Raw genomic sequence first — 22049 nt, 5'->3', positions numbered from 1 at the left:
GCCTGGCGAACCCGACCCTTGCCCAACGCCCCCCTTCCCGGCCCGCCAGTCATCCCTCCGCAGGGCGAACGATCCCTGCGCAGCGACAATGCCGGTCGTGGGATTGCACTGGTGCTGTTGTCGGCGGTGTTCATGTGCAGCGGCGACATCGCCTCCAAATATCTGGCGACCAGCCTGCCTGCGCTGCAGATCACCTGGATGCGATACGGCACCTTCGCCGCGATCATGATCGCGACAGTGGCCTTCACCGGCGGCTTCCATCGCCTGCGCACGCGTCGGCCCGGCCTGCAGGTGCTGCGGGCCCTGGGCGTGACCGTCTCGTCGATCCTGTTCGTCGCGGGACTGCGCGACCTGCCGATGGCGGATGCGACCGCCACCTCCTTCGTCTCGCCGCTCTTCGTGACCGCGCTCTCGATCCCGATCCTGGGCGAGATCGTCGGCTGGCGGCGTTGGCTGGCGACGATCGTCGGGCTGATCGGCGTCCTCATCGTGGTGCGGCCAGGCGGCCACGGCTTCCAGGCGGCCTCGCTCTTCGTGCTCGGCTCGTCGTTCTTCTGGGCGTTTTCGCTCATCGTGACCCGGATGATGAGCCGCACCGAGACACCTGTCGTGACGCTGGCCTACTCCGCCACGATCGGCTTCGTGCTGCTGTGCCTGATCGTGCCCTTCAGCTGGCAGGAGCTCGACAGCAAGGCACTGCTGATCGGTGCCTTCATCGGCGGCATCTCGACGATCGGCCATATCTTCCTGATCCAGGCCTTCCGCCACGCGGACGCGTCGCTGCTGGCGCCGTTTTCGTATTCGCAGCTGCTCTGGGCCTCGATTTTCGGTTATCTCGTCTTTTCCGCGATCCCCGACCTCTGGACCTATGTCGGCGCAGCCATCATCGCTGCATCGGGGCTCTACACCGCCCATCGCGAGCGGATGCGCGCCAAGGCGGTCACGGCGCAGGCGCGCTGATCAGGCCGTGGGCGGCTTCACCCCATAGCGCGCCAGGAACATCGTCACCGCCGACGCCACGACGCGGTTGATCTCCTCGGAGGTCGGGGGCTCGCGGACGGCATTGAACAGCCGCGGACGCAGCAGCGTCGACTGGCAGAGATCGAGAAACTGCATGGCTGCCAGCGTGGTATCCTCGATCGCCAGCGAACCCTGCTCGACCCTGCGGTCGAGATAGGCGGCGATGCGCTTGCCGCCCTGCATCGGCCCGTTCTCGAAGAATTCGCGGCCGAGATCGGGCATCCGCTCCGCCACGCCCACGACGATGCGGTGAGCGCTCATCGCGAACTCGCTGGTCAGGAGGCAGGTCAGCCTTTGGCCCAGATTGGTCAGCGCGCGCGCAATGTCGGGGTCGTCCTCGAGCGCCGCGAAGGCCTCGCGCTTCTGCGCTTCGCGCTCACGCTCGATCAGCGCGACGAACAGATGCTCTTTGTCGGCGAAGTAGACGTACAGCGTGCCCTTGGAGACATTCGCCGCAGCGGCAATGTCGCTCATGCTGGAGGCATCGAAGCCGCGCAGCGTGAAGACCTGATAGGCCCCGTCCAGGATCTGGCGGCGCTTATCGGGATCCATGCCCGCAACCCGGCGCAGGCGCCGGGGCGATTTGGCTTGCGGCTCCGCGATCTCGCCCATGGCCTCTGCGGTCCCTCCAAACGGCTCGGAAAAAAGAATCGAACCAATTGGTTCGATCCGACTTGATATGCTGCACTGCAACCGCTATTTCAACCCAAATCGAACCCGTCGGTTCGAATTATTATCGTCAGGGTCTGCCATGTCTGTCGAGACCGCTAGTGATAACCGACGCGACCGGCTCAAGCTGGTCGACCCCGTTCTGGAGACGACCCAGCCGGCGCAGGCGCGCCAGGCCGATGAGGCAGTCGTCGCCGACAAGCCGTCGGCCCCGGCCGGCTCGAAGCGCAAGGGCGTGCGCCGTGCGGGCCTGATGCTGCTCGCGACCGCCGCGATCGGCGTCGGTGCCTGGTATGGCGTCGATTACTGGAAGACCGGGCGCTTCATCGTCTCCACCGACGATGCCTATGTCGGCGCCGAAATGGCGACGATCTCGGCCAAGCTCTCGGCCAATATCGCGGCGGTCTCCGTAGCCCAGAACCAGGAGGTCAAGGCGGGCCAGCCGCTGGTGACGCTCGATGACGGCGACCAGCGCATTGCGCTCGACGCGGCCAGGGCCAAGAGCGCCACCGCCGTCGCCACGCTGGGCCGCATCGACAGCCAGATCGAGGCCGGCCGCGCAAGCCTGCTGCAGGCGCAGGCCCAGGCGATCTCGGCTCAGGCCGACGTGACCCGTACCATCGCCGATTTCGATCGCGCCAACAGCCTCGCGGCAAAGTCCTATGGCTCACAGGCGACCCTCGACGCCGCCACCGCCGCGCGTGACCGCGCCCGTGCGGCGCTGGCCAGCGCCAATGCCGGCGTGACCGCCGCGGAGGCCAATGTCGAGGTGCTCAAGGCTCAGCGCATTGAGGCCGCCCGCCAGGCCGACGAGCTCAAGGTCGCCGAGCAGAAGGCGGCACGCGACCTGACCTTTACAAAGATCAGCGCACCGATCGACGGCCTCGTTGCCAACACCAACATGCAGCTCGGCGATCTCGTCAGCGCCGGCAAGCGCCTGATGTCGATCGTCCCGCTCGACCAGGTCTATGTCGACGCCAACTTCAAGGAGACGCAGGTCGGACCGCTGAAGATCGGCGACAAGGCGCAGATCACGGTCGATGCGCTGCCGGGCTCGACCTTCGAGGGCACCGTCAGCGGCATCGCCGGCGGCACCGGCTCGGTCTTCACCCTGCTGCCGCCCGACAACGCCACCGGCAACTTCACGAAGATCGTGCAGCGCGTGCCGGTGAGGATCGCCCTCGACCGGGCATCGGCCGAGAAGCATGTGCTGCGGCCCGGCATGTCGGTGGTGGTCAGGATCGACCCGCGCCCGGCATCGCAGCGCTGATCCCGTCGGCAGCGCCGATCCCTTCGTAAGGAGGCCATCATGGCCACCGCGACCCTGACGGCGCCGGCAGGCGTGCCACCCGCCGAAGACGCCATCCCGCTGAAGCGCATCTTCGCGTTCATCGCGATGGTCTTCGGCATGTTCATGGCAATCCTGGACATCCAGATCGTCTCGGCCTCGCTGGCCGAGATCCAGGCCGGCCTGTCGGCCTCAGCCGACGAGATCGCCTGGGTCCAGACTGCCTACCTGATCGCCGAAGTGATCATGATCCCCCTGTCCGGCTATCTCAGCCGGGCCTTCTCCACGCGCGTCTTCTTCGCGACCGCGGCGGCTGGTTTCACCATCGCCAGCGTGCTCTGCGCGACCTCGTCCTCGATCAACGAGATGATCCTGTGGCGCGCCATCCAGGGCTTCATCGGCGGCGGCATGATCCCCGGCGTCTTTGCGGCGGCCTTCACCATCTTCCCGGCCTCGAAGCGCCCGATCGTCTCGCCCATCATCGGCCTCGTCGCGACGCTGGCGCCCACCATCGGCCCGACGGTCGGCGGCTATCTCAGCCATGCCTTCTCTTGGCACTGGCTCTTCCTGGTCAATGTCGTGCCCGGCATCTGCGTCTCGATCGCCGCCTGGATGCTGATCGATTTCGACAAGCCCCAGCCGAGCCTGCTCAAGCGCTTCGACTGGTGGGGCCTGGCCGGTATGGCGACCTTCCTCGGCAGTCTCGAATATGTGCTGGAGGAAGGCACCCGGCTGGACTGGTTCGAGAGCCACGAGATCGTCTTCTTCACTTTCGCGATGGTCGTGGGCGCTGTCCTGTTCTTCTGGCGGGCGCTGACGCGCGACGACCCGCTGGTGGATCTCTACGCCTTCAGGAACCGCAACTTCGCCGTCGGCTCGCTGTTCTCCTTCACCATGGGCATCGGCCTCTATGGGCTGACCTATCTCTACCCGGTCTATCTCGGGCGCATCCGCGGCTATGACGCGCTGATGATCGGCGAGACCATGTTCGTCACCGGGCTGTGCATGTTCCTGACCGCCCCGATAGCCGGCATCCTCTCGCGCAAGCTCGACCCCCGCGTGATGATCATGATCGGCTTCGGCGGCTTTGCGATGGGCACCTATCTCGCCCATTTCATCACGGCCGACTGGGACTTCCACGAGTTGCTGGTGCCGCAGATCCTGCGCGGCGTCTCGCTGATGCTCTGCATGGTGCCGATCAACAATCTCGCGCTCGGCACGCTGCCGCCGCAGCAGCTCAAGAATGCGTCGGGGCTCTACAACCTCACCCGCAATCTCGGCGGCGCCGTCGGTCTTGCGGTGATCAACACCATGCTCAACTCGCGCACCGATTTGCACATCACGCGGCTGCACGAGGCGGTCTCGGCCGGTCGCCAGATCGCGGAGGAGAACCTCGCCTCGATGACGCAGCGCTTCGCCGACTACGGAGACGCCGCCCAGTCGATGGCGCTCGCCTTGCTCAACCAGCGCGCCCACAAGCAGGCGCTGATCATGGCCTTCGGCGACGTCTTTCTCGGGCTCACGGTGATCTTCGGCCTGCTCCTGCTGATGGCGGTGTTCATGCAGAAGCCCAAGCCGGCGCCGGCCGGAGCGGGCGGCGGGCATTGATCCCGGCCGCCTATGGCGCTGGCGGCATCGCCATGATACGCCCCGCGCCATGAAGATCGGCCGCGTTACCGACGACACATTTGCCCTTTTCGTCCGCGTCTGGCGCGAGCAGGGCAGGCGCTATCTCCCCCAAATGGCGATGATCCTCGGCCTCGTCGTCGTGATCGCCGCCACGACCAGCTTCTATCCGCTGCTGATCAAGGCGGCCTTCGACGCCTTCGCCGACCCGATGCTGGCTGAGTCCACCGGCTTTGTGCGCCGGATGGAGCGCCTGACCTCGAAATCGATCGGCATCGAGATCGGCGTCATCAACGCAGTCGCCATCGTCGTGGTCATCGTGACCGCGATCAAAGGCTTTTCGCTGCTGACCCAGACGGTCATGACCAACAGCGTCGTCAGCCGGATCGAGGCCGACATGCAGACGCAGCTCTACGGGCATCTGATCGACGCAGACCTTGCGCAGCTCCAGCGAGAAAATCCCGCTTCGCTCACACAGCGCTTCACCACCGATTTCACCTTCGTCAAGGAGGCGCTGACCCGGCTGGTCAACATCGCCATCCGCGACGTGCTCACCGCCATCGCCCTCGTTGGCGCGCTGCTCTGGATCGACTGGCAGATGACGCTGGTCGTGCTGCTGATCGCCCCTGTTCTGGCCCGTCCCATCGGCAAGATCGGCAAGAAGCTGCGCCGGATGGCCGCCTCCCAGCAGGAGCAGACCGGCCTGATGGCGAGCCTGGTCACCGAGAGCCTGCAAGGCGCACGCGCCGCCAAGACCGATTCGCTCGAGCCTTATCTGAAAACGCGAGCCGCCAACGCTTTCGAGACCATCCGCGCCATCAAGATGAAAGCCGCCAATGCGCGAGGCAGGCTCGACCCCCTGCTCGAGGTCGGCGGCGGCATCGCAGTCGCGGGTGTGCTGGCAGCGATCGGCGTACGCATCACCTCCGGCGCCTCGACGGTCGGCGATTTCACCGGCTATGTCTCGGCGCTGCTGCTGGCGGCCCAGCCGATGCGCTCGCTCGGCAACCTCAATGCCATCGTCCAGGAGGCAGGCGCCTCGCTGAAGCGCTACTACGCCCTGCTCGACGAAAAACCCGAGGTCACGCAGCGCCCCGATGCGAAACCGCTCGCCATCGGTGCCGGCGAGGTCGCCTTCAAGCACCTGCGTTTCCGCTACCGCGACGATGCCCGCGCGCTGGAGAGTATCGACCTCGTCGCGCAGGGCGGCAAGACGACGGCGCTGGTCGGTCGCTCGGGCTCAGGCAAGTCGACGCTGCTGGCGCTCGTACCACGGCTCTACGACCCCACGGCTGGGCACATCGAGATCGACGGCCAGGACCTGCGCGACGTCACGCTCGATTCGCTGCGCGCCCAGATCGGCGTCGTCAGCCAGGATGTCGTGCTGTTCGACGATACGGTCCGGGCCAATATCAGCTTTGGCCGGCCCGACGCGACGGAGGCCGAGATCATCGCAGCGGCGAGAGGCGCAGCCGCACATGATTTCATCATGGCTATGCCGCTGGCCTACGATTCACCCGTCGGCGAGCGCGGCTCGATGCTATCGGGCGGCGAGCGCCAGCGCATCGCAATTGCCCGCGCGATCCTGAAGGATGCGCCGATATTGCTGCTGGACGAGGCCACCAGTGCGCTCGACACGCAGTCGGAGCGACTGGTCCAGCAGGCCCTCGCGACCCTTATGCAGAACCGCACCACGCTGGTCATCGCGCACAGGCTCTCGACCGTGCGCGAGGCGGACCTGATCGTCGTGCTGGAAGAGGGAAAGATCGTCGAGACCGGCAGCCATGACGCGCTGATCGCCCGCGACGGCGCCTATGCGCGGCTCTACCGGCTGCAGTTCGTCGAGAGCTGAGCAGTCAGCCCTACGGTCGCCGGAGCGAGGCTTCAGCGTCATTGCAAGCGCAGCGAAGCGATCCAGACGGCTCGCACCACATCTCCTGGATTGCTTCGCTTACGTTCGCAATGACGGCAAGGCCGGTCTTTGCCCTGAGGAGGTCAGGGCCGCCAGCCGATATCCTCGACCGGCGCGTTTTCGCGATCTTCCTCGCGGCGAGCTTCCTCGACCACGCTGAACAACGCCCGCAGAGCCGCCTCGACGCCCTCGCCCGAGGCGGAGGACAACACGATCGGCATGCGCTTGCAGGCCCGCTTCAAGCGCGCGACCTGCTCCTTGAGCAGTTCCGGCGACAGCGCGTCGACCTTGGACAGCGCCACGATCTCGGGCTTCTCGTCGAGACCCTCGCCGTAGAGGGCAAGCTCCTGGCGGACCGTCTTGTAGGCTTTTCCCGCATGCTCGCTGGTGCCCTCGACGAGATGCAGCAGCACGCGGCAGCGCTCGACATGGCCCAGGAACCGGTCGCCGAGGCCGATGCCCTCATGGGCGCCCTCGATCAGGCCGGGAATGTCGGCCAGCACCATTTCGCGCGCATCGACGCGCACGACGCCAAGGCCCGGATGCAGGGTGGTGAACGGGTAATCGGCGATCTTCGGCTTGGCCGAGGTCACCGTCGCCAGGAAGGTCGACTTGCCGGCATTGGGCAGGCCGATCAGCCCGGCATCTGCGATCAGCTTCAGTCGCAGCCAGACCCAGCGCTCCTCGCCGACGAGGCCCGGATTGGCATGGCGCGGCGCCTGGTTGGTGGCGGTCTTGAAATAGGCGTTGCCGAAGCCGCCATTGCCGCCCTTGCACAGCACGAAGCGCTGCCCGGGCTCGGTCAGGTCGGCGACCAGCGTCTCGCCGTCCTCGTCGAACACCTGCGTGCCAGGCGGCACCTTCAGCACTTTGGTTTGGCCATTGGCACCGTGCCGGTCGGCGCCCATGCCGTGGCCGCCGATCTTGGCCTTGAAGTGCTGCTGGAAGCGGAAGTCGATCAGCGTGTTCAAACCCTGCACGCATTCGATCACGACATCGCCGCCGCGCCCGCCATCGCCGCCATTGGGCCCGCCGAACTCGATGAACTTTTCGCGACGGAAGGAGACGCAGCCTGCGCCGCCATCGCCCGCCTTCACATAGATTTTTGCTTGGTCAAGGAATTTCATGGCTTCTCAGTAGTGATCGCGAGGCGAAAGGGCAATGCGGCGCGGCGCCTGCCTGCCATCCCCGTCGTCATGATCGCGCTCTCAAGCGGCCAGCCGCGGCGCCAGCATCTCGTCGCGCAACGCATCGGCAAAGCGCCTTGCCGCCAGGCTGGGCTGCGGGCCCATGATCAGGCCGATCGAAAGCTCGAACAGCGCCGGCAGGTCGTCCGCCACGCCGAGGCGTCGCAGCGAGGGCGGAACCGCGCTCTCGGTCAGCGCCGTGACGCAGAAACCCGCTTCCACCGCTGAGAGCAGGCCGGAGGTATGCGAGCAGGAGAACACCAGCCGATGCCCCTTTCCGGCCCGGCCCAGCGCGGCGAGGATGCCGGGCCGCGCGCGACAGCCCTCCGAAAACAGCGCCAGCGGCAGCGTCTCCTGCAACTCCGGCCGAAAGCCCCGCGCCGCGACCCAGACCAGCGGCTCGCGCCGCAGCACTTCGCCCAGCGGCCGGGCCGGGTCCTGCGTCACCACGGCGATGTCGAGTTCACCCGCTGCAAGCTCGGGCTCGATCCGCTTCGACAGGCCGCAGCGCAATTCGAGCTCGACCCTCGGATGCTCGGCGGCGAAACGCGCGATCAGCGGACGCATGAAGGCATCGACGTAGTCGTCGGGAATGCCGATCCGCAGCCGTCCCGAGGCTGTGTCGCCGCCGAGATCGGCCAGCGCCTCGCGCTCGATCGCCAGCAGACGGCGGGCATGGGCGAGCAGCCGCTCGCCGGCATCGGTGGGAGTGACGCCACGGCGCGAGCGCTCCAGCAGCTTGTGGCCGAGCTGGCTCTCCAGGTCCTGGATGCGTACGGAAATCGCCGATTGCGTGCGGCCGAGCCGAGCGCTGGCAGCCGTAAAGCCCCCGGTCTCGGCCACCGCCACCAGCATGCCCAGCGCGGCGAGGTCGAAATGGCCCGACATGAAGCGCCTCCACCGATCGGATTCAAGAATGGTTAAATCAGAATAATCCGTTTTTCCGATGGACGGAAGCGCGGTAAATCAGGGCCGACCAACTGACCCCGTCATTGCGAGTGAAGCGAAGCAATCCAGGAGCGGCAGAGCTCTGCGTCCACTGGATTGCTTCGCTTCACTCGCAATGACGGGATGTCTTCCGAAAGCCGCCCTTATGACCACCGTCGACCTCACCGTGCCCCGCCCGGCGCCAGCGCTTGCCATGTTCGTCGCCCTCCTCACGGGCGCGACCTGCATCGGCTTTTCCGGCATCTTCGTCCGGCTCGCCGATGTCGGACCGGCAGCTGCCGGCTTCTGGCGCATGATCTTCGCATTGCCGGTGCTGGCGGCATGGACAGCGCTGGAGCGGCGCAAGGCAGCCGGCACCTCGCCGGGCGGCTCCGCGCTTGTCCCGATCGCGATCGCCGRCGTGGCCTTCGGCTTCGACGTCGTGCTCTACAACGCCGCCCTCGATTTCACCTCGATCGCCAACGCCTCGCTACTGGGCAATCTGGCCCCGGTCGGCGTCGTCCTCGGCGGCTGGCTCCTGCTCGGCGAGCGCCCGACGCGAAAGATTCTGGGCGCGTTGGCGCTGGCGCTGGGCGGCGCCGGCCTGCTCGTGCTGCCAAAATTCGAGGGCGCGGCGTCAGGCCCGAGCGGCGCGCTGTTCGGCGACAGCCTCGCCGTCGCCGCCGCCTTCTCCTATGCCGCCTATATCCTCGCCGTGCGCCGCGCCCGCGACCGCGCCGATGCCGGCCGGATCAGCCTGATCTCGACTGCGATCTGCGCGCTGTTTTGCCTCGCGGCCGCGCTCGCCCTCAGCGAGACTATCATGCCGCAGAGCCTGCAGGGCTGGCTTGCGGTGATCGCGCTCGGGTTGATCTCGCATGCGCTGGGCCAGGGCCTGATCACGCTCTCGCTTGGCGCCTATGGCGCGAGCGCCGCCTCGCTGGTGATGGTCTGGCCGGCGCTGGTGGCGGTGCTCGCCGCCTGGGCGCTGTTTGCCGAGCAGCCCTCGCCGGTCCAGGCTTTTGGCGGCATCGCGATCCTCGCCGCGGTGCTGCTGGTGCGGAAGGGGTAGGGTCGGGCCGAGACCCTCACTCCGCCGCCAACCGTGGCGGCGGCGGGACCTCGCGCATCAGCGCCTTGGCACTCGCCTCGCCGGGCGTCGCATGGCCGAGGTCGTGCATCGGCTCCCAGGTGCTCTCATCCTCGGCCTTGCTGAAGAAGCGCCCGAAGAGCCAGCCCGTGCCCTTCGAGAGGTCGTCCATCACCGCATAGAAGGACGGCACGAACACCAGCGACAGCACGGTCGAGACGATCAGCCCGCCGATCACCGCGATCGCCATCGGGGCGCGGAACTCGCCGCCATCGCCGACGCCATAGGCCGAGGGCATCATGCCCGCCGCCATCGCGATCGTGGTCATCACGATCGGGCGGGCGCGCTTGCGGCCGGCCTCAAGCAGGGCATGGCCGCGCTCGGAGCCGCGCGCCTCCTCCTCGACCGCGAAATCGACCAGCATGATCGCGTTCTTGGTGACGATGCCCATCAGCATCAGCAGGCCGATATAGACCGGCATCGAGACGGCATTGCCCGTCGCCAGCAGCGCAATCACCACGCCGCCGAAGGAGAGCGGCAGCGAGAGCAGGATCGTGATCGGCTGGAAGACCGAGCCGAACAGCAGGATCAGCACCGCCAGCACCAGCATCAGGCCCGTGGTCATCGCCTGGATGAATCCGGCCACGACCTCGCCCTGGATCTCGGCGTCGCCCGTAGCGGCGATCCAGACGCCCTTGGGCAGGCCGACCTCCTTGACGATCTCCTGGAACGTATCCTGCGCCGTGCCCAGCGCCATGCCACGCTTCAGGTCGGCGCCGATCTGCGCGCGCCGCACGCGGTCATAGCGGTCGATCGAGCTCGGGCCCTCGCCGAAGCCGATATCGGCCACTGCGGTCAGCGGAATCGAGATGCCGCTGGTGTTGGTGACGCGCAAGGCCGCGATATTGCGGATGTCGGTGCGGGCGGCCTCGTCGAGCTGGACGCGGATCGGCACCAGCCGGTCGCCCGCGTTGAACTTGGCGAGGTTGGCGCCGACATCGCCGATGGTGGCGACGCGCACCGCCTCCGAAATCGCCTCGGGCGTGACGCCCAGGCTGGCCGCCTGCTCGAGCTTCGGCGTGACGCGCAGTTCCGGGCGGCTCAGCGAACCGGCGGTCGCGACATTGAGATAGCCGTCGACCTTGCGCATGCGGGTTTCGATGCGCGAGACCGCCTCGTCGAGCGCATCGCCATCGCGCGACAGGATCGAGAACGCCATCTCGCGCTCGCCGCGCTCATTGACGTACCAGGCGCGGACATCGGGGACGCTGGCGAGCTTCTGCGCGATGACGGATTTGAGTTCCTTCTGGCGAACGGCGCGCTCCGCCTTGGGCTTCAGCAGGATCGTGATCGCGGCGCGGCGCACCTCGCGCTGTCCGGTCGGCGAGGCGCCGCCGAGAACGAAGACGTTGGTGACTTCCGGGATCTCGCGCAGGCGATCGACAATCTGGTCGGTCGTGATGCGCGTGTCCTCCAGCGTGGCGCCCGGCGGCAGCTCGACCGAGGCCACCACGCGCGAGGTGTCCTCGTCGGGAATGAAACCGGTCGGCAGCAGCGCGGTGGCCTGGATCGAGGCGAAAAGGAATCCGAAGCCGATCAGCAGGGTCACATATGCCATGTTGAAGGGCATGCTGCGCCAGCGCCCCTTGCCGTCGAAGCGTGGCAGGAACGGGATCCGGTGGCGCGAGAGCGTTCCGCGCAGCAGGCCGACATAGCCGCGCATGATGACGCCGTCCTTGGGTTCGGCGTGGTCCACGGGCCGCATCAGATAAGCCGCCATCATTGGCGTGATCAGGCGCGCGACAAGCAGCGAGAACAGTACGGCGACTGCAACCGTGAGGCCGAACTGGCGGAAATACTGGCCGGCGACGCCGCCCATGAAGGAGACCGGCGCGAAGATCGCCACGATGGTCAGCGTGATTGCGATGACCGCGAGCCCGATCTCGTCGGCAGCCTCCATCGCGGCGCGATAGGGCGACTTGCCCATCTTCATGTGCCGGACGATGTTCTCGATCTCGACGATGGCGTCGTCGACCAGGATGCCGGTGACCAGCGTGATGCCCAGCAGCGAGACGAGGTTGAGCGAGAAGCCCATCAGCTCCATCGCCCAGAAGGTCGGGATCGCCGATAGCGGCAGCGCGATCGCGGTGATCAGCGTCGCACGCCAGTTGCGCAGGAACAGGAAGACCACGAGCACGGCCAGCCCTGCGCCTTCCAGCAACGTCTCCATCGCCGCCTTGTAGTTGCCGTAGGTGTAGGCGACGGCGTCGTCGATCGGCTTGAGCGCGATGTCGGGATAGCGCTTGTTGAGTTCGTCGAGCCGGGCCGAGACGACGTCCTTGACCGATAATTCGCTGGAGCCCTTCGAGCGAAACACGGCGAAGGTGACGACGGGGCTCTTGTTGAGCCGGCCGAAGGAGCGCGGCTCGGAGTTCGAGTCCTCGACCCGTCCGAGCTCCTTCAGGCGCACCTCGCGGCCGCCCGTCAGGGTGATCTTGGTATCGGCGAGTTCGGCGACGCTACGGGCGCCAGCCAGGGTGCGGATCGCCTGTTCCTGCCCGCCGACCTCGCCGCGCCCACCCGCGAGATCGACATTGGTCGCGCGGATCTGGCGGTTGACCTCGCCTGCGGTGGCACCCAGCGCCAGCAGCCGGTCGGGGTCGAGCGAGATCCGGATCTCGCGGTCGACGCCGCCATAGCGCTCGACCCGGCCGACGCCCTTGAGCCCTTGCAGTTCGCGCGCGACGACATCATCGACATGCCAGGAGAGCTGCTCCAGTGTCATGCCCTTGGAGGCCGCACCATAGGTCAGGATCGACTGGCCCTCGACGTCGATGCGCTGGATGATCGGCTCATCGATGGTGCGCGGCAGGTCGGCCCGGATTTTTGCGATCGCGTCCTTGACGTCGTTGACGGCGCGGTCGGTGTTGGTCTCGAGGCGGAACTCGATGATGCTCTGGGACTGCCCGTCGGTGAGCGTCGACATCACATGCTTGACGCCGGTGATGTTGGCGACGGAATCCTCGACGCGCTTCGAGACCTGGCTCTCGAGCTCGGCGGGTGCCGCGCCCGACTGCGTGATCGTGATCGAGACCAGCGGCACGTCGATATTCGGGAAGCGCGTCACCGGCAGCTTCGAGAACGAGAGCAGGCCGAGCACACACAGCACGACGAAGAGCAGGATCGCCGGGACAGGCTTGCGGATCGACCAGGCGGAGAAGTTGATGTTCACAGCGCTAAAACCCCGTCAGTTCGTCGGGATCGGCGTGATGACGTCGCCATCGCGCACAAAGGTGCCGGCGCGCGCGACCACCGTCTCACCCTCGCTAACCCCCGAGGCGATCTCGGCGCGACCGCCGCCGGCGAGGCCGAGCTCGACCTTGCGGGTCACGACCTTGCCGTCGCTGACGGTCTGAACTGTCGCCCCCGTGCGGGCATAGGTGATGGCCGAAAGCGGCAGCGTCACGACCGTCTTGCGGCCGGTCTCGATGACGCCGCGCGCGAAGGACCCCACGGCCACCGGTGGATTGCCGGTGAGCGCGACGCGCACCCGGCCCAGCCGCGACTGCTTGTCGACCTCGGGCGCGATCAGGCGGATGGTGCCCGCCAGCGCGGTCGGACTGCCCGCCGGCGTCACCGCCACGGCCTGCCCGAGCTTGAGGCCCGGCAGTTCGACCTCGGCGACCTCCGCCTGGAGCTCGATGGCGCCATCCTCGATGATCCGGAACAGCGGCTCCGTCGCCGCCATGGCGACCGAGCCGCCCAGCCTCGCGCTGCGGCGGCTGACGATACCCGCCGCCGGCGCCTTGATCTCCGTGCGCGCGAGCTTGACGTCGATGTCGCGCCCCTGCGCCCTGGCCAGCGCAAGGTCGGCATTGGCGATCGCCAGCGCCTGCCGAGCCGAATTCTGGCGCGCTGAAGCCGCGCGAGCGGCCGCGTCACGCTGGTCGTAGGTCTCGTTTGAGACATTGCCGCTGCTGCGCAGGGTCTTGGTGCGGTCGAAATTGTTGTTGGCCGCAACGAGGTTGGCGTCGGCCTCGACGATCTGCGCATTGGCCTGCGCGATCCCGGCCTGGGCACGCGCGACCTGCGCCTCGTTCTGGGTCTTCTGGACCTCGAGCGTCGTCCGCGACAGCCGCGCCAGAACCTGGCCGGCCTGGACGCGATCGCCCTCCTCGGCCAGCAACTCGACGATCGAGTAGCCGTCGATCTCGGGCGCCACCAGAACCTCGTCGCGCGCGATCATAGAGCCCGAGACGACGACGCTCTGCACGATCTCCGTGACCTTCGCCGTCGTCACCGTGACCGAGGGGCCGGCCTGCGCGACAGCCGGCTTGGCCGCCGGAGTCTGGGCCTGGAGCGGCGCGACGAGGCTGCCGGCAAGCAGGAGGCCGGCGGCGATCGCGCTGCGGGCCACGCAGGACTTGAACGGCATCGGTCTGGCTTTCCTGGTGGAGGGCGGGCGTGCGGTCATGTCGATCAACTGTCTCATGGGGCCGTGTCCTGCGCCGGCAGCAGCAGGACCTGCGCCAGGCCGCGCATCGCGGCGAAAAGGGTTTCGGCGCCGAGCGCCGCATCGAAGTTTGGGTCCACGGCGCGCCGGCACAAGAAGCCGTCCGCCATCATGAAGATCGCGTGCAGGAAGCGCGCATCGTCGAGATTGGCCGGCAGCTCGCCCGCGGCCTTGGCGCCGGCAACGGCCCGCGCCACCCCGTCGCTGACGGTGCCGTCGATCCCAGCGCACATCTGCGCCATCTTGGGGTCACGCGCCGCCTCCGCCCAGATCTGCAGGGCAATGACCGCCTTCTCGCGCGGCTCCCCGACGAGATGCCTCCGGCCGAGCGCCTCGAGCTGCTCCAGCACAGGGCCCTTGGCGGGGTCGAGGTCGGCGAAATCCGCGGCGATCTGGCTGCGGTCGCGCTCGGACATGCCTGCGATGATCGCGTCCTTGGAGCTGAAATAGCGGTAGAGATTGCCCGGGCTCATGCCGGCCTCCGCCGCGACGTCCTGCATGGTCGCAGCATGGAAACCCGCCCGCGCAAACACGCGTTCGGCTGCATCGAGAATGCGGACATGCCGCTCCGACAGGGTCGCCTCTGGAAGCATCACGGGTGCGAGCGGCGGCAAAGCTGCCTCTTGTGAAATGAGAATGAACGTTCATTCTCATGATGGATCTCCCGATAGAAGTCAAGAACGCAGCACGGCGGCAAGGTTTCCGGGCCATTAACGCGGCCCCTGGGCCATGCGCCTGCGAGCTGAGGCCCGCGCGCCCGCGGCTCACAAATTGCTTGCGTGGTTCCAACCGGAACCGCATTGTCGAGACATGGCATGGCATCGCCCGCATCCCTCGCTCCTGATGGCCTGCAAGAAGCCTTGAAGACCGTGATGAACAACCACGCCTTCCCCGTCCCCACCCCCCGAAAAATCCGCGCTTCGCTCGCACCCCGCCGCAAGGGCCCGCCCCCGAAGCCCGTGCTGGTGATCCTGCATCAGGAGCAGTCGACCCCCGGCCGCGTCGGTCGCCTGCTTCAGGCGCGCGGTCATGCGCTCGACATCCGCAGGCCCCGCTACGGTGACCCATTGCCGCAGACGATGCGCGAGCATGCCGGCGCCGTGATCTTCGGTGGGCCGATGGGCGCCAACGACCCCGACGACTTCATCAAGACCGAGATCGACTGGATCGGTACCTGCCTGAAGGAGGACGCGCCCTTTCTCGGCATCTGCCTGGGCGCGCAGATGATGGCGAAGCATCTCGGCGCGCGGGTCTATACTCACGGCGAAGGCCGCGCCGAGGTCGGGTACTACCGCCTCGACCAGACGGAGGCCGGCATCGACCATGCGACGCAGGCCGGTTTCGCCTGGCCCGGCACCGTCTATCAATGGCACCGCGACGGCTTCGATTGCCCCGATGGCGCGCAGTGCCTCGCCACCGGCGGCGACTTCCCGGTACAGGCGATCAAGGCCGAATCCCGCTGCTACGGCATCCAGTTTCACCCCGAGGTCACGCCGGCGATGATGTGCCGCTGGTCGATCCGCGGGCATGAGCGCACCCTGATGCCCGGCGCGCAGCTTCGCCATCTCCATCTCGAAGGCTGGTACCAGTACGATCCCGCGATCAGGCTCTGGCTAGACGGGTTCCTCGACCACTGGCTGAAACAGCCCGCCCACATCGCAATGGACGCGACATGACCCGCAGCATATTGGTTCTCGGCGCCGGCATCGTCGGCGTGTGCTGCGCGCTGTCGCTGCAGAAGCGCGGCCTCGACGTCACGCTGATAGACAGGCGCGAGCCCGGCGGCGAGACCTCTTATGGCAATGCCGGCGTGCTGTCGCGGGTCTCGATCGTGCCGCTGAACAATCCGGGCCTATACGGCAAGCTGCGCGCCTATCTCGGCAACCGGCACCCGGCCCTGCATCTCGACTGGGGCCGCGCCATCGCCAGCCCGGGCTGGATGCTGCGCTTCCTCTGGGAGGCGCGGGCGTCGCAGGCGGACCAGCGCATCGCAGCGCTTGATTCGCTGGTAGCGACCACCGTGGCGATGCATCGCGAGTTGATGGCTCAGGCCGGCATCTCCCACCGCCTGCGCGAGACCGGGACGCTCAAGGTCTGGCGCTCCGAACAGGGCCTCGCCCAGGCCAGGGCTGAGCAGGATTTCCTGGCCAGGCACGGCATTGCGTCCGAAATCCTCGACCGTCAGGCGCTGTCGGGGCTCGAGCCCGATCTCAAGCCGATTTTCCCGGTCGCGCTGATGACGCCCGAAAACGGTTCGGTCGATGCACCCGGCGCGGTCTGCGCCGCCTATGCCGAACTTTTCACCGCCCGCGGCGGGCGCATCATCCAGGCCGAGATCGCCGGGTTGAAGCGCATCGGGGAGCGCTGGCAGGTGCGGACCGACAAGGGTTCCCATGAAGCCGACCTTGTCACCGTCGCGCTCGGTCCCTGGAGCGGCGATCTGCTGCGCCCGCTGGGGCTCGACCCGAAACTCGATGTCGAGCGCGGCTATCACCTGCATCTGCGCCCTCAGAACGGCGCAAAGCTGACTCGGCCGGTCTATGACGTCGATGCCGCCTATTACATCGCTCCGATGGAGCAGGGCCTGCGCATCACCAGCGGCGTCGAGCTCGCGCATCGCGATGCGCCCGACAACCATCGCCAGATCACGGCCGTGACCGCTAGTGCACGCGAAGCCTTTCCGCTGGCCGACGCGGTGGAAACGACGCCCTGGCGGGGCGCACGCCCGACCTTGCCGGATTCGCTCCCGATGATCGGCGAGGCGCCGCGCCATCCCGGTCTCTGGCTCGCCTTCGGCAACCAGCATGTCGGCCTGACCACAGCGCCAGCGACGGGCGAACTACTGGCGGCGATGATTGCTGGCGAAAAGCCCATGGCCGACCCGACCCCGTTTGCGCCGGGGCGGTATCTGTCCTGAGCGTCATGGTCGGGCTTGACCCGACCATCTCGGGACCAGCTCACTCCCGTCTTGAGCGTCTCGGATCTTCGCTACGCCTCGCCCGAGAACGACGTGTGGCGCATGCTCGCCCACTCAAGACGTGGATGGTCGGGACAAGCCCGACCATGACGGCAAATGCTTCACCCAACGAAAAACGCCAGCCCGAGGGCTGGCGTTGATCAGGACAGGATTGCCGGCCGGCCCTCAAAGCTGACGGGTGACCATCATCTTCTTGACCTCTGCGATCGCCTTGGCGGGGTTGAGCCCCTTGGGGCAGGCGTTGGCGCAGTTCATGATGGTGTGGCAGCGATAGAGCCGGAAGGGGTCTTCCAGATTGTCCAGGCGCTCGCCGGTGGCCTCGTCACGCGAGTCGATCAGCCAGCGATAGGCCTGCAGCAGCGCGGCGGGGCCGAGATAGCGATCGCCATTCCACCAGTAGCTCGGGCACGAGGTCGAGCAGCAGGCGCACAGGATGCACTCATAGAGACCGTCGAGTTTCTCGCGGTCTTCGCGGCCCTGTGCCCATTCCTTCTCGGGCGCCGGCGTCGTGGTCTTGAGCCAGGGCTCGATCGAGGCGTGCTGCGCGTAGAAATTGGTGAGATCGGGCACCAGATCCTTGATCACGGGCATATGCGGCAGCGGATAGATCGCAACCCGGTTGGCCTTGCCGCCGCATTCGTCGATGCCGGTGGTGCAGGCCAGACCGTTCTTGCCGTCCATATTCATGGCGCAGGAGCCGCAGATGCCCTCGCGGCAGGAGCGGCGGAAGGTCAGCGTCGGGTCGATCTTGGACTTGATCCAGATCAGCGCGTCGAGGACCATCGGCCCGCAATCCTCGCGGTCGACGAAATAGGTGTCGGTGCGCGGGTTCTCGGTGTCGTCGGGGCTCCAGCGATAGACCTTGAATTCGGTCAGCTTGGCGGCCCCGGCGGGCTTGGGCCAGGCCTTGCCTTCGACGAGGCGGGAGTTCTTGGGGAGATTGAATTCGGCCATCAGATCGTCCTCAATACACCCGCGCCTTGGGCTTGATGTACTCGATGTCGTTCGAGAGCGTGTAGGTGTGCACCGGGCGGTCGTCGAGCGTGACGGTCCGCTTCTCGTCGTCGATCCAGGCGAGCGTGTGCTTCATCCAGTCCTTGTCGTCGCGGTTCGGATAATCCTCGCGCGCATGGGCGCCACGGCTCTCGGGGCGGTTCAGCGCCGAATCCATGGTGACGACGGCCTGGGTGATCAGGTTGTCGAATTCCAGCGTCTCGACGAGATCCGAATTCCAGATCAGCGAACGGTCGGTCGTGCCGATATCGGTGATTCCCGCCCAGACCTCGTGGATCAGCTTGTGGCCTTCTTCCAGCGTCTCGCCGGTGCGGTAAACCGCGCAGTTGTCCTGCATGGTGCGCTGCATGCGGCCACGCAGTTCCGCCGTCGGCGTGCCGCCCTTGGCGTTGCGATACCTGTCGAGGCGCGTCAACGAGAGATCGGCGGAGTTGGCCGGAAGCTCCGGCTGCTTCTCGCCGGCTGTCACCGTCTCGGCGCAGCGCAGGCCGGCCGCGCGGCCGAACACCACGAGGTCGATCAGCGAGTTCGAGCCCAAACGATTGGCGCCGTGCACCGAGACGCAGGCCGCCTCGCCGATCGCCATCAGGCCCGGCACGACGGTGTCGGGATCGCCGCCGACCTTGGTCAGGACCTCGCCGTGGAAGTTCGTCGGGATACCGCCCATGTTGTAGTGCACCGTCGGCAGCACCGGGATCGGCTCGCGGGTGACGTCGACTCCTGCAAAGATCTTGGCGCTTTCCGAGATKCCCGGCAGGCGCTCGTGCAGGATCTTCGGGTCGAGATGGTCGAGGTGCAGGTAGATGTGGTCCTTGTTCTTGCCGACGCCGCGGCCGCCACGGATTTCCATGGTCATCGAGCGCGAGACGACGTCGCGCGAGGCAAGGTCCTTGGCGCTGGGAGCGTAGCGCTCCATGAAGCGCTCGCCTTCGGAATTGGTGAGGTAGCCGCCCTCTCCGCGCGCGCCTTCGGTGATCAGGCAGCCCGAGCCGTAGATGCCGGTCGGGTGGAACTGCACGAACTCCATGTCCTGCATCGGCAGGCCGGCGCGCAGCACCATGCCGCCGCCGTCGCCGGTGCAGGTATGGGCCGAGGTGGCGGAGAAGTAGGCGCGGCCATAGCCGCCCGTCGCCAGAATGGTCTGCTGGGCGCGGAAGCGGTGCAGCGTGCCGTCATCGAGCTTCAGCGCGATAACGCCGCGGCACTGGCCATCCTCGTCCATGATCAGGTCGATGGCGAAGTATTCGATGAAGAACTCGGTGTTGTAGCGCAGCGCCTGGCCATAGAGCGTGTGCAGCATGGCATGGCCGGTGCGGTCGGCTGCGGCGCAGGTGCGCTGGGCCGGCGGACCCTCGCCGAATTCGGTGGTCATGCCGCCGAAGGGGCGCTGGTAGATCTTGCCATCCTCGGTGCGCGAGAAGGGCACGCCCCAATGCTCGAGCTCATAGACGGCGGCCGGCGCGTTGCGCACGAGATATTCGATGGCGTCCTGGTCGCCGAGCCAGTCCGACCCCTTGACGGTGTCGAACATGTGCCACTGCCAGGTGTCCTTGCCCATGTTGCCGAGCGAAGCGGCAACGCCCCCTTGCGCCGCGACCGTATGCGAGCGCGTCGGGAACACTTTTGAAATGCAGGCCGTGCGCAGGCCCGCCTGCGAGCAGCCGACGGTAGCGCGAAGGCCAGCGCCGCCGGCGCCGACGACGACGACGTCAAAAGTGTGGTCGGTGATCTGATAGGCTTGGCCGGTGTAGGCCGGGGCCGGACGGTTTCTGGTGATCGCCATCGGATCAGCCTCCAAACGAGAGCTTCAGCACCGCGAAGACGCAAGCAGCGCCGACAGCGATCGCGAAGAAGGTGTTGGCCATCACCGAGACGATCTTGAGACCGCCATGGACGTAGTCCTCGATGATGACCTGCATGCCGATGCGCATATGCACCGCGCCCGACACGATGAAGAGCAGCATCAGGATTGCCACCAGCGGATGCGACAGGATCGCGATCGCGGCCGGATAGGGCTTGCCGACGAGCGAGATCACGACGCCGAGGAAGATCACCGTGAGGATCACGTTGGCGACGGCGGTGACACGCTGCAGCCAGAAATGCTCGGTGCCGGATTTGGCGGAACCGAGACCGCGGACGCGCGCCAGGGGGGTGCGGAGATGGGACTTGGACAGCATGGCTTGCTCCTCAACGCGTCAGGAGCACGATGGCCCAGACGAGTACTGTCAGCCCGCCGGAGACGAAGATGCTGTATTTGGCGAGATTGTTGCGCGTCTCCGGGTCATACCCATGGCCCGTATCCCAGACGAAGTGCCTGAGGCCCCCGACCATGTGGTGCAGCAGCGCGAAGGAATAGCCGAACAGGATCAGGCGCCCCAGGATCGAGCCGGCGCAGGCCTGCGCCATCTCGAAGGCGGCGGGCCCCGATGCGGCGGCCACGAGCCAGGCGGCGATCAGGACCGTGCCGACATAGAGCGCGGAACCGGTGACGCGATGTGCGATCGACATCGCCATGGTCCAGGACCAGCGATAGATCTGCAGATGCGGCGAAAGCGGGCGGGCCGCCTGTTTGACCTGGGCCAAATGATTTCTCCGACTCAACCTGACCCTCAAGCGGACCTGATTATCCATTTGGGATGGTTCTAGAGTGATTGGCTCTGTAGCGAAACCATGAGCTTGCTGCAATGCGACACGGTGCGGACGAAGTTACAGAATTTGAAATCTGTAAATCGAAGTGTCCTCAACGGGGCAGCAACGCCCAGTAATCGAAGTCGAGAATCACCCCCTCCTCGTACTGGTCGCCGCGCTTGAGCGGAAAGTCGTCGCAGCGCCGGTTCTTCGTCGCCACCAGTCGCAGCCGCACCGCGCCGACATCGCTGCGGCCGGGCAGTTCGGATGTTTCCAGCACCTCGCTCCACGCAAAGACGGTGTCGCCGGCAAAGAGCGGCGCGACATGGCGCCCGCCATTGATCGCGGCGATATGGAAGGCGTTGCCCAGCCCGTTGAAGGACAGCGCCCGCGCCAGGCTGATGACATGGCCGCCATAGATCAGGCGCTTGCCAAAACGGGTGTCGCGAGCACCGAAGCCGTCGAAATGCACTTTCGCCGTGTTCTGGTAGAGCCGGGTCGCGATCTGGTGCTCGGCCTCCTCGACCGTGACGCCATCGACATGGTCGATGCGCTCGCCGACGGCGTAGTCGTGCCAGCGAAAGGGCGAACCCGCCAGCGCGTCGTCATAGGCCGAGAGATCGATCGGGGGGCAGCCCTCGCCCAAGGCCTCGGGCAAGACTGCCCTGGCGAGATCGGGCACCTGCTCGGCATGGGGCGGCGTGCCCGGGTTGCGCTTGCGCACCAGGACCCAGCGCGCATAGCTCAGCACGATCTCGCCATCCTGGTTGCGGCCGATCGAGCGGACATAGACGATTCCCGCATCGCCCGCCGAGGTCTGCTTCAGCCCGATCACCTCAGACGTCGTCGAGAGCGTGTCGCCGGCATAGACCGGCCTGAGGAAGCGGCCATCGGCATAGCCGAGATTGGCGACCGCATTGAGCGAGATGTCGGGCACCGTCTTGCCGAAGACGATGTGGAAGACGAGGAGGTCGTCGACCGGCGCATCGCGATAGCCTATCGCCTTGGCGAAGGCATCCGAGGCCTGCGCCGCGAAACGCGGTCCAAAGAGCGCGCTGTAGAGCGAGGCGTCGCCGGCGCGCACCGTGCGCGGCGTCGCGTGGACGATCGTCTCGCCGAGCTGGAAATCCTCGAAGAAGCGGCCCGGATTGGTTTTCGCGGCAGGCTGGAGCATCGGCTCACGCTCGTCGTTACGCTG

Annotated in this window: 18 protein-coding genes; 7 read left to right on the top strand and 11 right to left on the bottom strand. The window is 66.8% G+C overall.

Translation table 11 applies throughout. The annotated features are described in order from the left end of the window. The first annotated feature begins 18 nt into the window (after positions 1-18). Positions 19-960 carry a DMT family transporter gene (locus AC1D2L_RS24145; RefSeq protein ID WP_476848448.1) on the top strand — a complete coding sequence of 314 codons (942 nt, stop codon included), beginning with the start codon at positions 19-21 and terminating at the stop codon, positions 958-960. Here the strand turns inward: AC1D2L_RS24145 and AC1D2L_RS24140 are convergent, their stop codons facing one another. Then, positions 961-1632, bottom strand: a complete 672-nt coding sequence (locus AC1D2L_RS24140; protein ID WP_476848447.1) for a TetR/AcrR family transcriptional regulator — start codon at positions 1630-1632, stop codon at positions 961-963. Between the two features lie 139 nt (positions 1633-1771). On the opposite strand from AC1D2L_RS24140, the gene AC1D2L_RS24135 reads away from it, so the two are divergent. The 3 genes from AC1D2L_RS24135 to AC1D2L_RS24125 are packed head-to-tail and all read left to right on the top strand — an operon-like array spanning position 1772 to position 6455. Next, positions 1772-2959, top strand: a complete 1188-nt coding sequence (locus AC1D2L_RS24135) for an HlyD family secretion protein (protein WP_476848446.1) — start codon at positions 1772-1774, stop codon at positions 2957-2959. A 39-nt stretch (positions 2960-2998) separates the two neighbouring features. Further along, positions 2999-4585 carry a DHA2 family efflux MFS transporter permease subunit gene (locus AC1D2L_RS24130; protein WP_476848445.1) on the top strand — a complete coding sequence of 529 codons (1587 nt, stop codon included), beginning with the start codon at positions 2999-3001 and terminating at the stop codon, positions 4583-4585. A 49-nt stretch (positions 4586-4634) separates the two neighbouring features. Beyond that, complete coding sequence (locus AC1D2L_RS24125) at positions 4635-6455, top strand: ABC transporter ATP-binding protein (protein WP_476848444.1); 1821 nt, start codon at positions 4635-4637, stop codon at positions 6453-6455. A 143-nt stretch (positions 6456-6598) separates the two neighbouring features. On the opposite strand, the gene obgE is transcribed toward AC1D2L_RS24125, so the two are convergent. Both obgE and AC1D2L_RS24115 read right to left on the bottom strand, forming a co-directional pair. Then, entirely contained in the window at positions 6599-7642 is a 1044-nt protein-coding gene (obgE, locus tag AC1D2L_RS24120; RefSeq protein ID WP_476848443.1) for a GTPase ObgE, read from the bottom strand. Between the two features lie 81 nt (positions 7643-7723). Then, entirely contained in the window at positions 7724-8590 is an 867-nt protein-coding gene (locus AC1D2L_RS24115) for a LysR family transcriptional regulator (RefSeq protein WP_476848442.1), read from the bottom strand. Positions 8591-8795: 205 nt separating this feature from the next. Here AC1D2L_RS24115 and AC1D2L_RS24110 point away from each other — a divergent pair, with 205 nt between their 5' ends. Further along, a complete protein-coding gene (locus AC1D2L_RS24110) occupies positions 8796-9701 on the top strand; it encodes a DMT family transporter (protein WP_476848441.1) in 906 nt (301 codons plus the stop codon). 16 nt (positions 9702-9717) lie between these two features. On the opposite strand, the gene AC1D2L_RS24105 is transcribed toward AC1D2L_RS24110, so the two are convergent. The 3 genes from AC1D2L_RS24105 to AC1D2L_RS24095 are packed head-to-tail and all read right to left on the bottom strand — an operon-like array spanning position 9718 to position 14846. After that, positions 9718-12951, bottom strand: a complete 3234-nt coding sequence (locus AC1D2L_RS24105) for an efflux RND transporter permease subunit (protein WP_476848440.1) — start codon at positions 12949-12951, stop codon at positions 9718-9720. Between the two features lie 15 nt (positions 12952-12966). Continuing rightward, on the bottom strand, positions 12967-14211 hold the full coding sequence (locus tag AC1D2L_RS24100) for an efflux RND transporter periplasmic adaptor subunit (protein WP_476848439.1): 1245 nt from the start codon (positions 14209-14211) through the stop codon (positions 12967-12969). Further along, positions 14208-14846: a TetR/AcrR family transcriptional regulator gene (locus AC1D2L_RS24095; RefSeq protein ID WP_476848438.1), complete on the bottom strand. Its 639-nt coding sequence runs from the start codon at positions 14844-14846 to the stop codon at positions 14208-14210. Before AC1D2L_RS24095 ends, AC1D2L_RS24100 begins: the two co-directional genes overlap by 4 nt. Positions 14847-15104: 258 nt before the next feature. On the opposite strand from AC1D2L_RS24095, the gene AC1D2L_RS24090 reads away from it, so the two are divergent. Then, positions 15105-15908 (top strand): glutamine amidotransferase, encoded by an 804-nt coding sequence (locus AC1D2L_RS24090; RefSeq protein WP_476848465.1) that lies wholly within the window; start codon positions 15105-15107, stop codon positions 15906-15908. After that, a complete protein-coding gene (locus AC1D2L_RS24085; protein ID WP_476848437.1) occupies positions 15905-17149 on the top strand; it encodes an NAD(P)/FAD-dependent oxidoreductase in 1245 nt (414 codons plus the stop codon). Before AC1D2L_RS24090 ends, AC1D2L_RS24085 begins: the two co-directional genes overlap by 4 nt. Positions 17150-17374: 225 nt before the next feature. Here AC1D2L_RS24085 and AC1D2L_RS24080 read toward each other — a convergent pair whose 3' ends face one another. The 5 genes from AC1D2L_RS24080 to AC1D2L_RS24060 all read right to left on the bottom strand — a co-directional run bounded on the left by AC1D2L_RS24080 (position 17375) and on the right by AC1D2L_RS24060 (position 22025). Further along, a complete protein-coding gene (locus tag AC1D2L_RS24080; RefSeq protein ID WP_476848436.1) occupies positions 17375-18163 on the bottom strand; it encodes a succinate dehydrogenase iron-sulfur subunit in 789 nt (262 codons plus the stop codon). 10 nt (positions 18164-18173) lie between these two features. Then, the gene (gene sdhA, locus AC1D2L_RS24075) at positions 18174-20006 is read right to left on the bottom strand and encodes a succinate dehydrogenase flavoprotein subunit (RefSeq protein ID WP_476848435.1); all 1833 of its coding nucleotides are present in this window, start codon (positions 20004-20006) and stop codon (positions 18174-18176) included. Between the two features lie 4 nt (positions 20007-20010). Continuing rightward, positions 20011-20400, bottom strand: a complete 390-nt coding sequence (sdhD, locus tag AC1D2L_RS24070; protein WP_476848434.1) for a succinate dehydrogenase, hydrophobic membrane anchor protein — start codon at positions 20398-20400, stop codon at positions 20011-20013. A 10-nt stretch (positions 20401-20410) separates the two neighbouring features. Further along, positions 20411-20806, bottom strand: a complete 396-nt coding sequence (sdhC, locus tag AC1D2L_RS24065) for a succinate dehydrogenase, cytochrome b556 subunit (protein WP_476848433.1) — start codon at positions 20804-20806, stop codon at positions 20411-20413. Positions 20807-20963: 157 nt separating this feature from the next. Beyond that, entirely contained in the window at positions 20964-22025 is a 1062-nt protein-coding gene (locus AC1D2L_RS24060; protein ID WP_476848432.1) for a MaoC family dehydratase, read from the bottom strand. Positions 22026-22049 lie beyond the last annotated feature (24 nt).

The organism is Allobosea sp. P1_B10 (assembly GCF_056406735.1).
The sequence above is the reverse complement of the archived record's forward strand: the minus strand, read 5'-3'. Positions and strand labels throughout refer to the sequence as shown.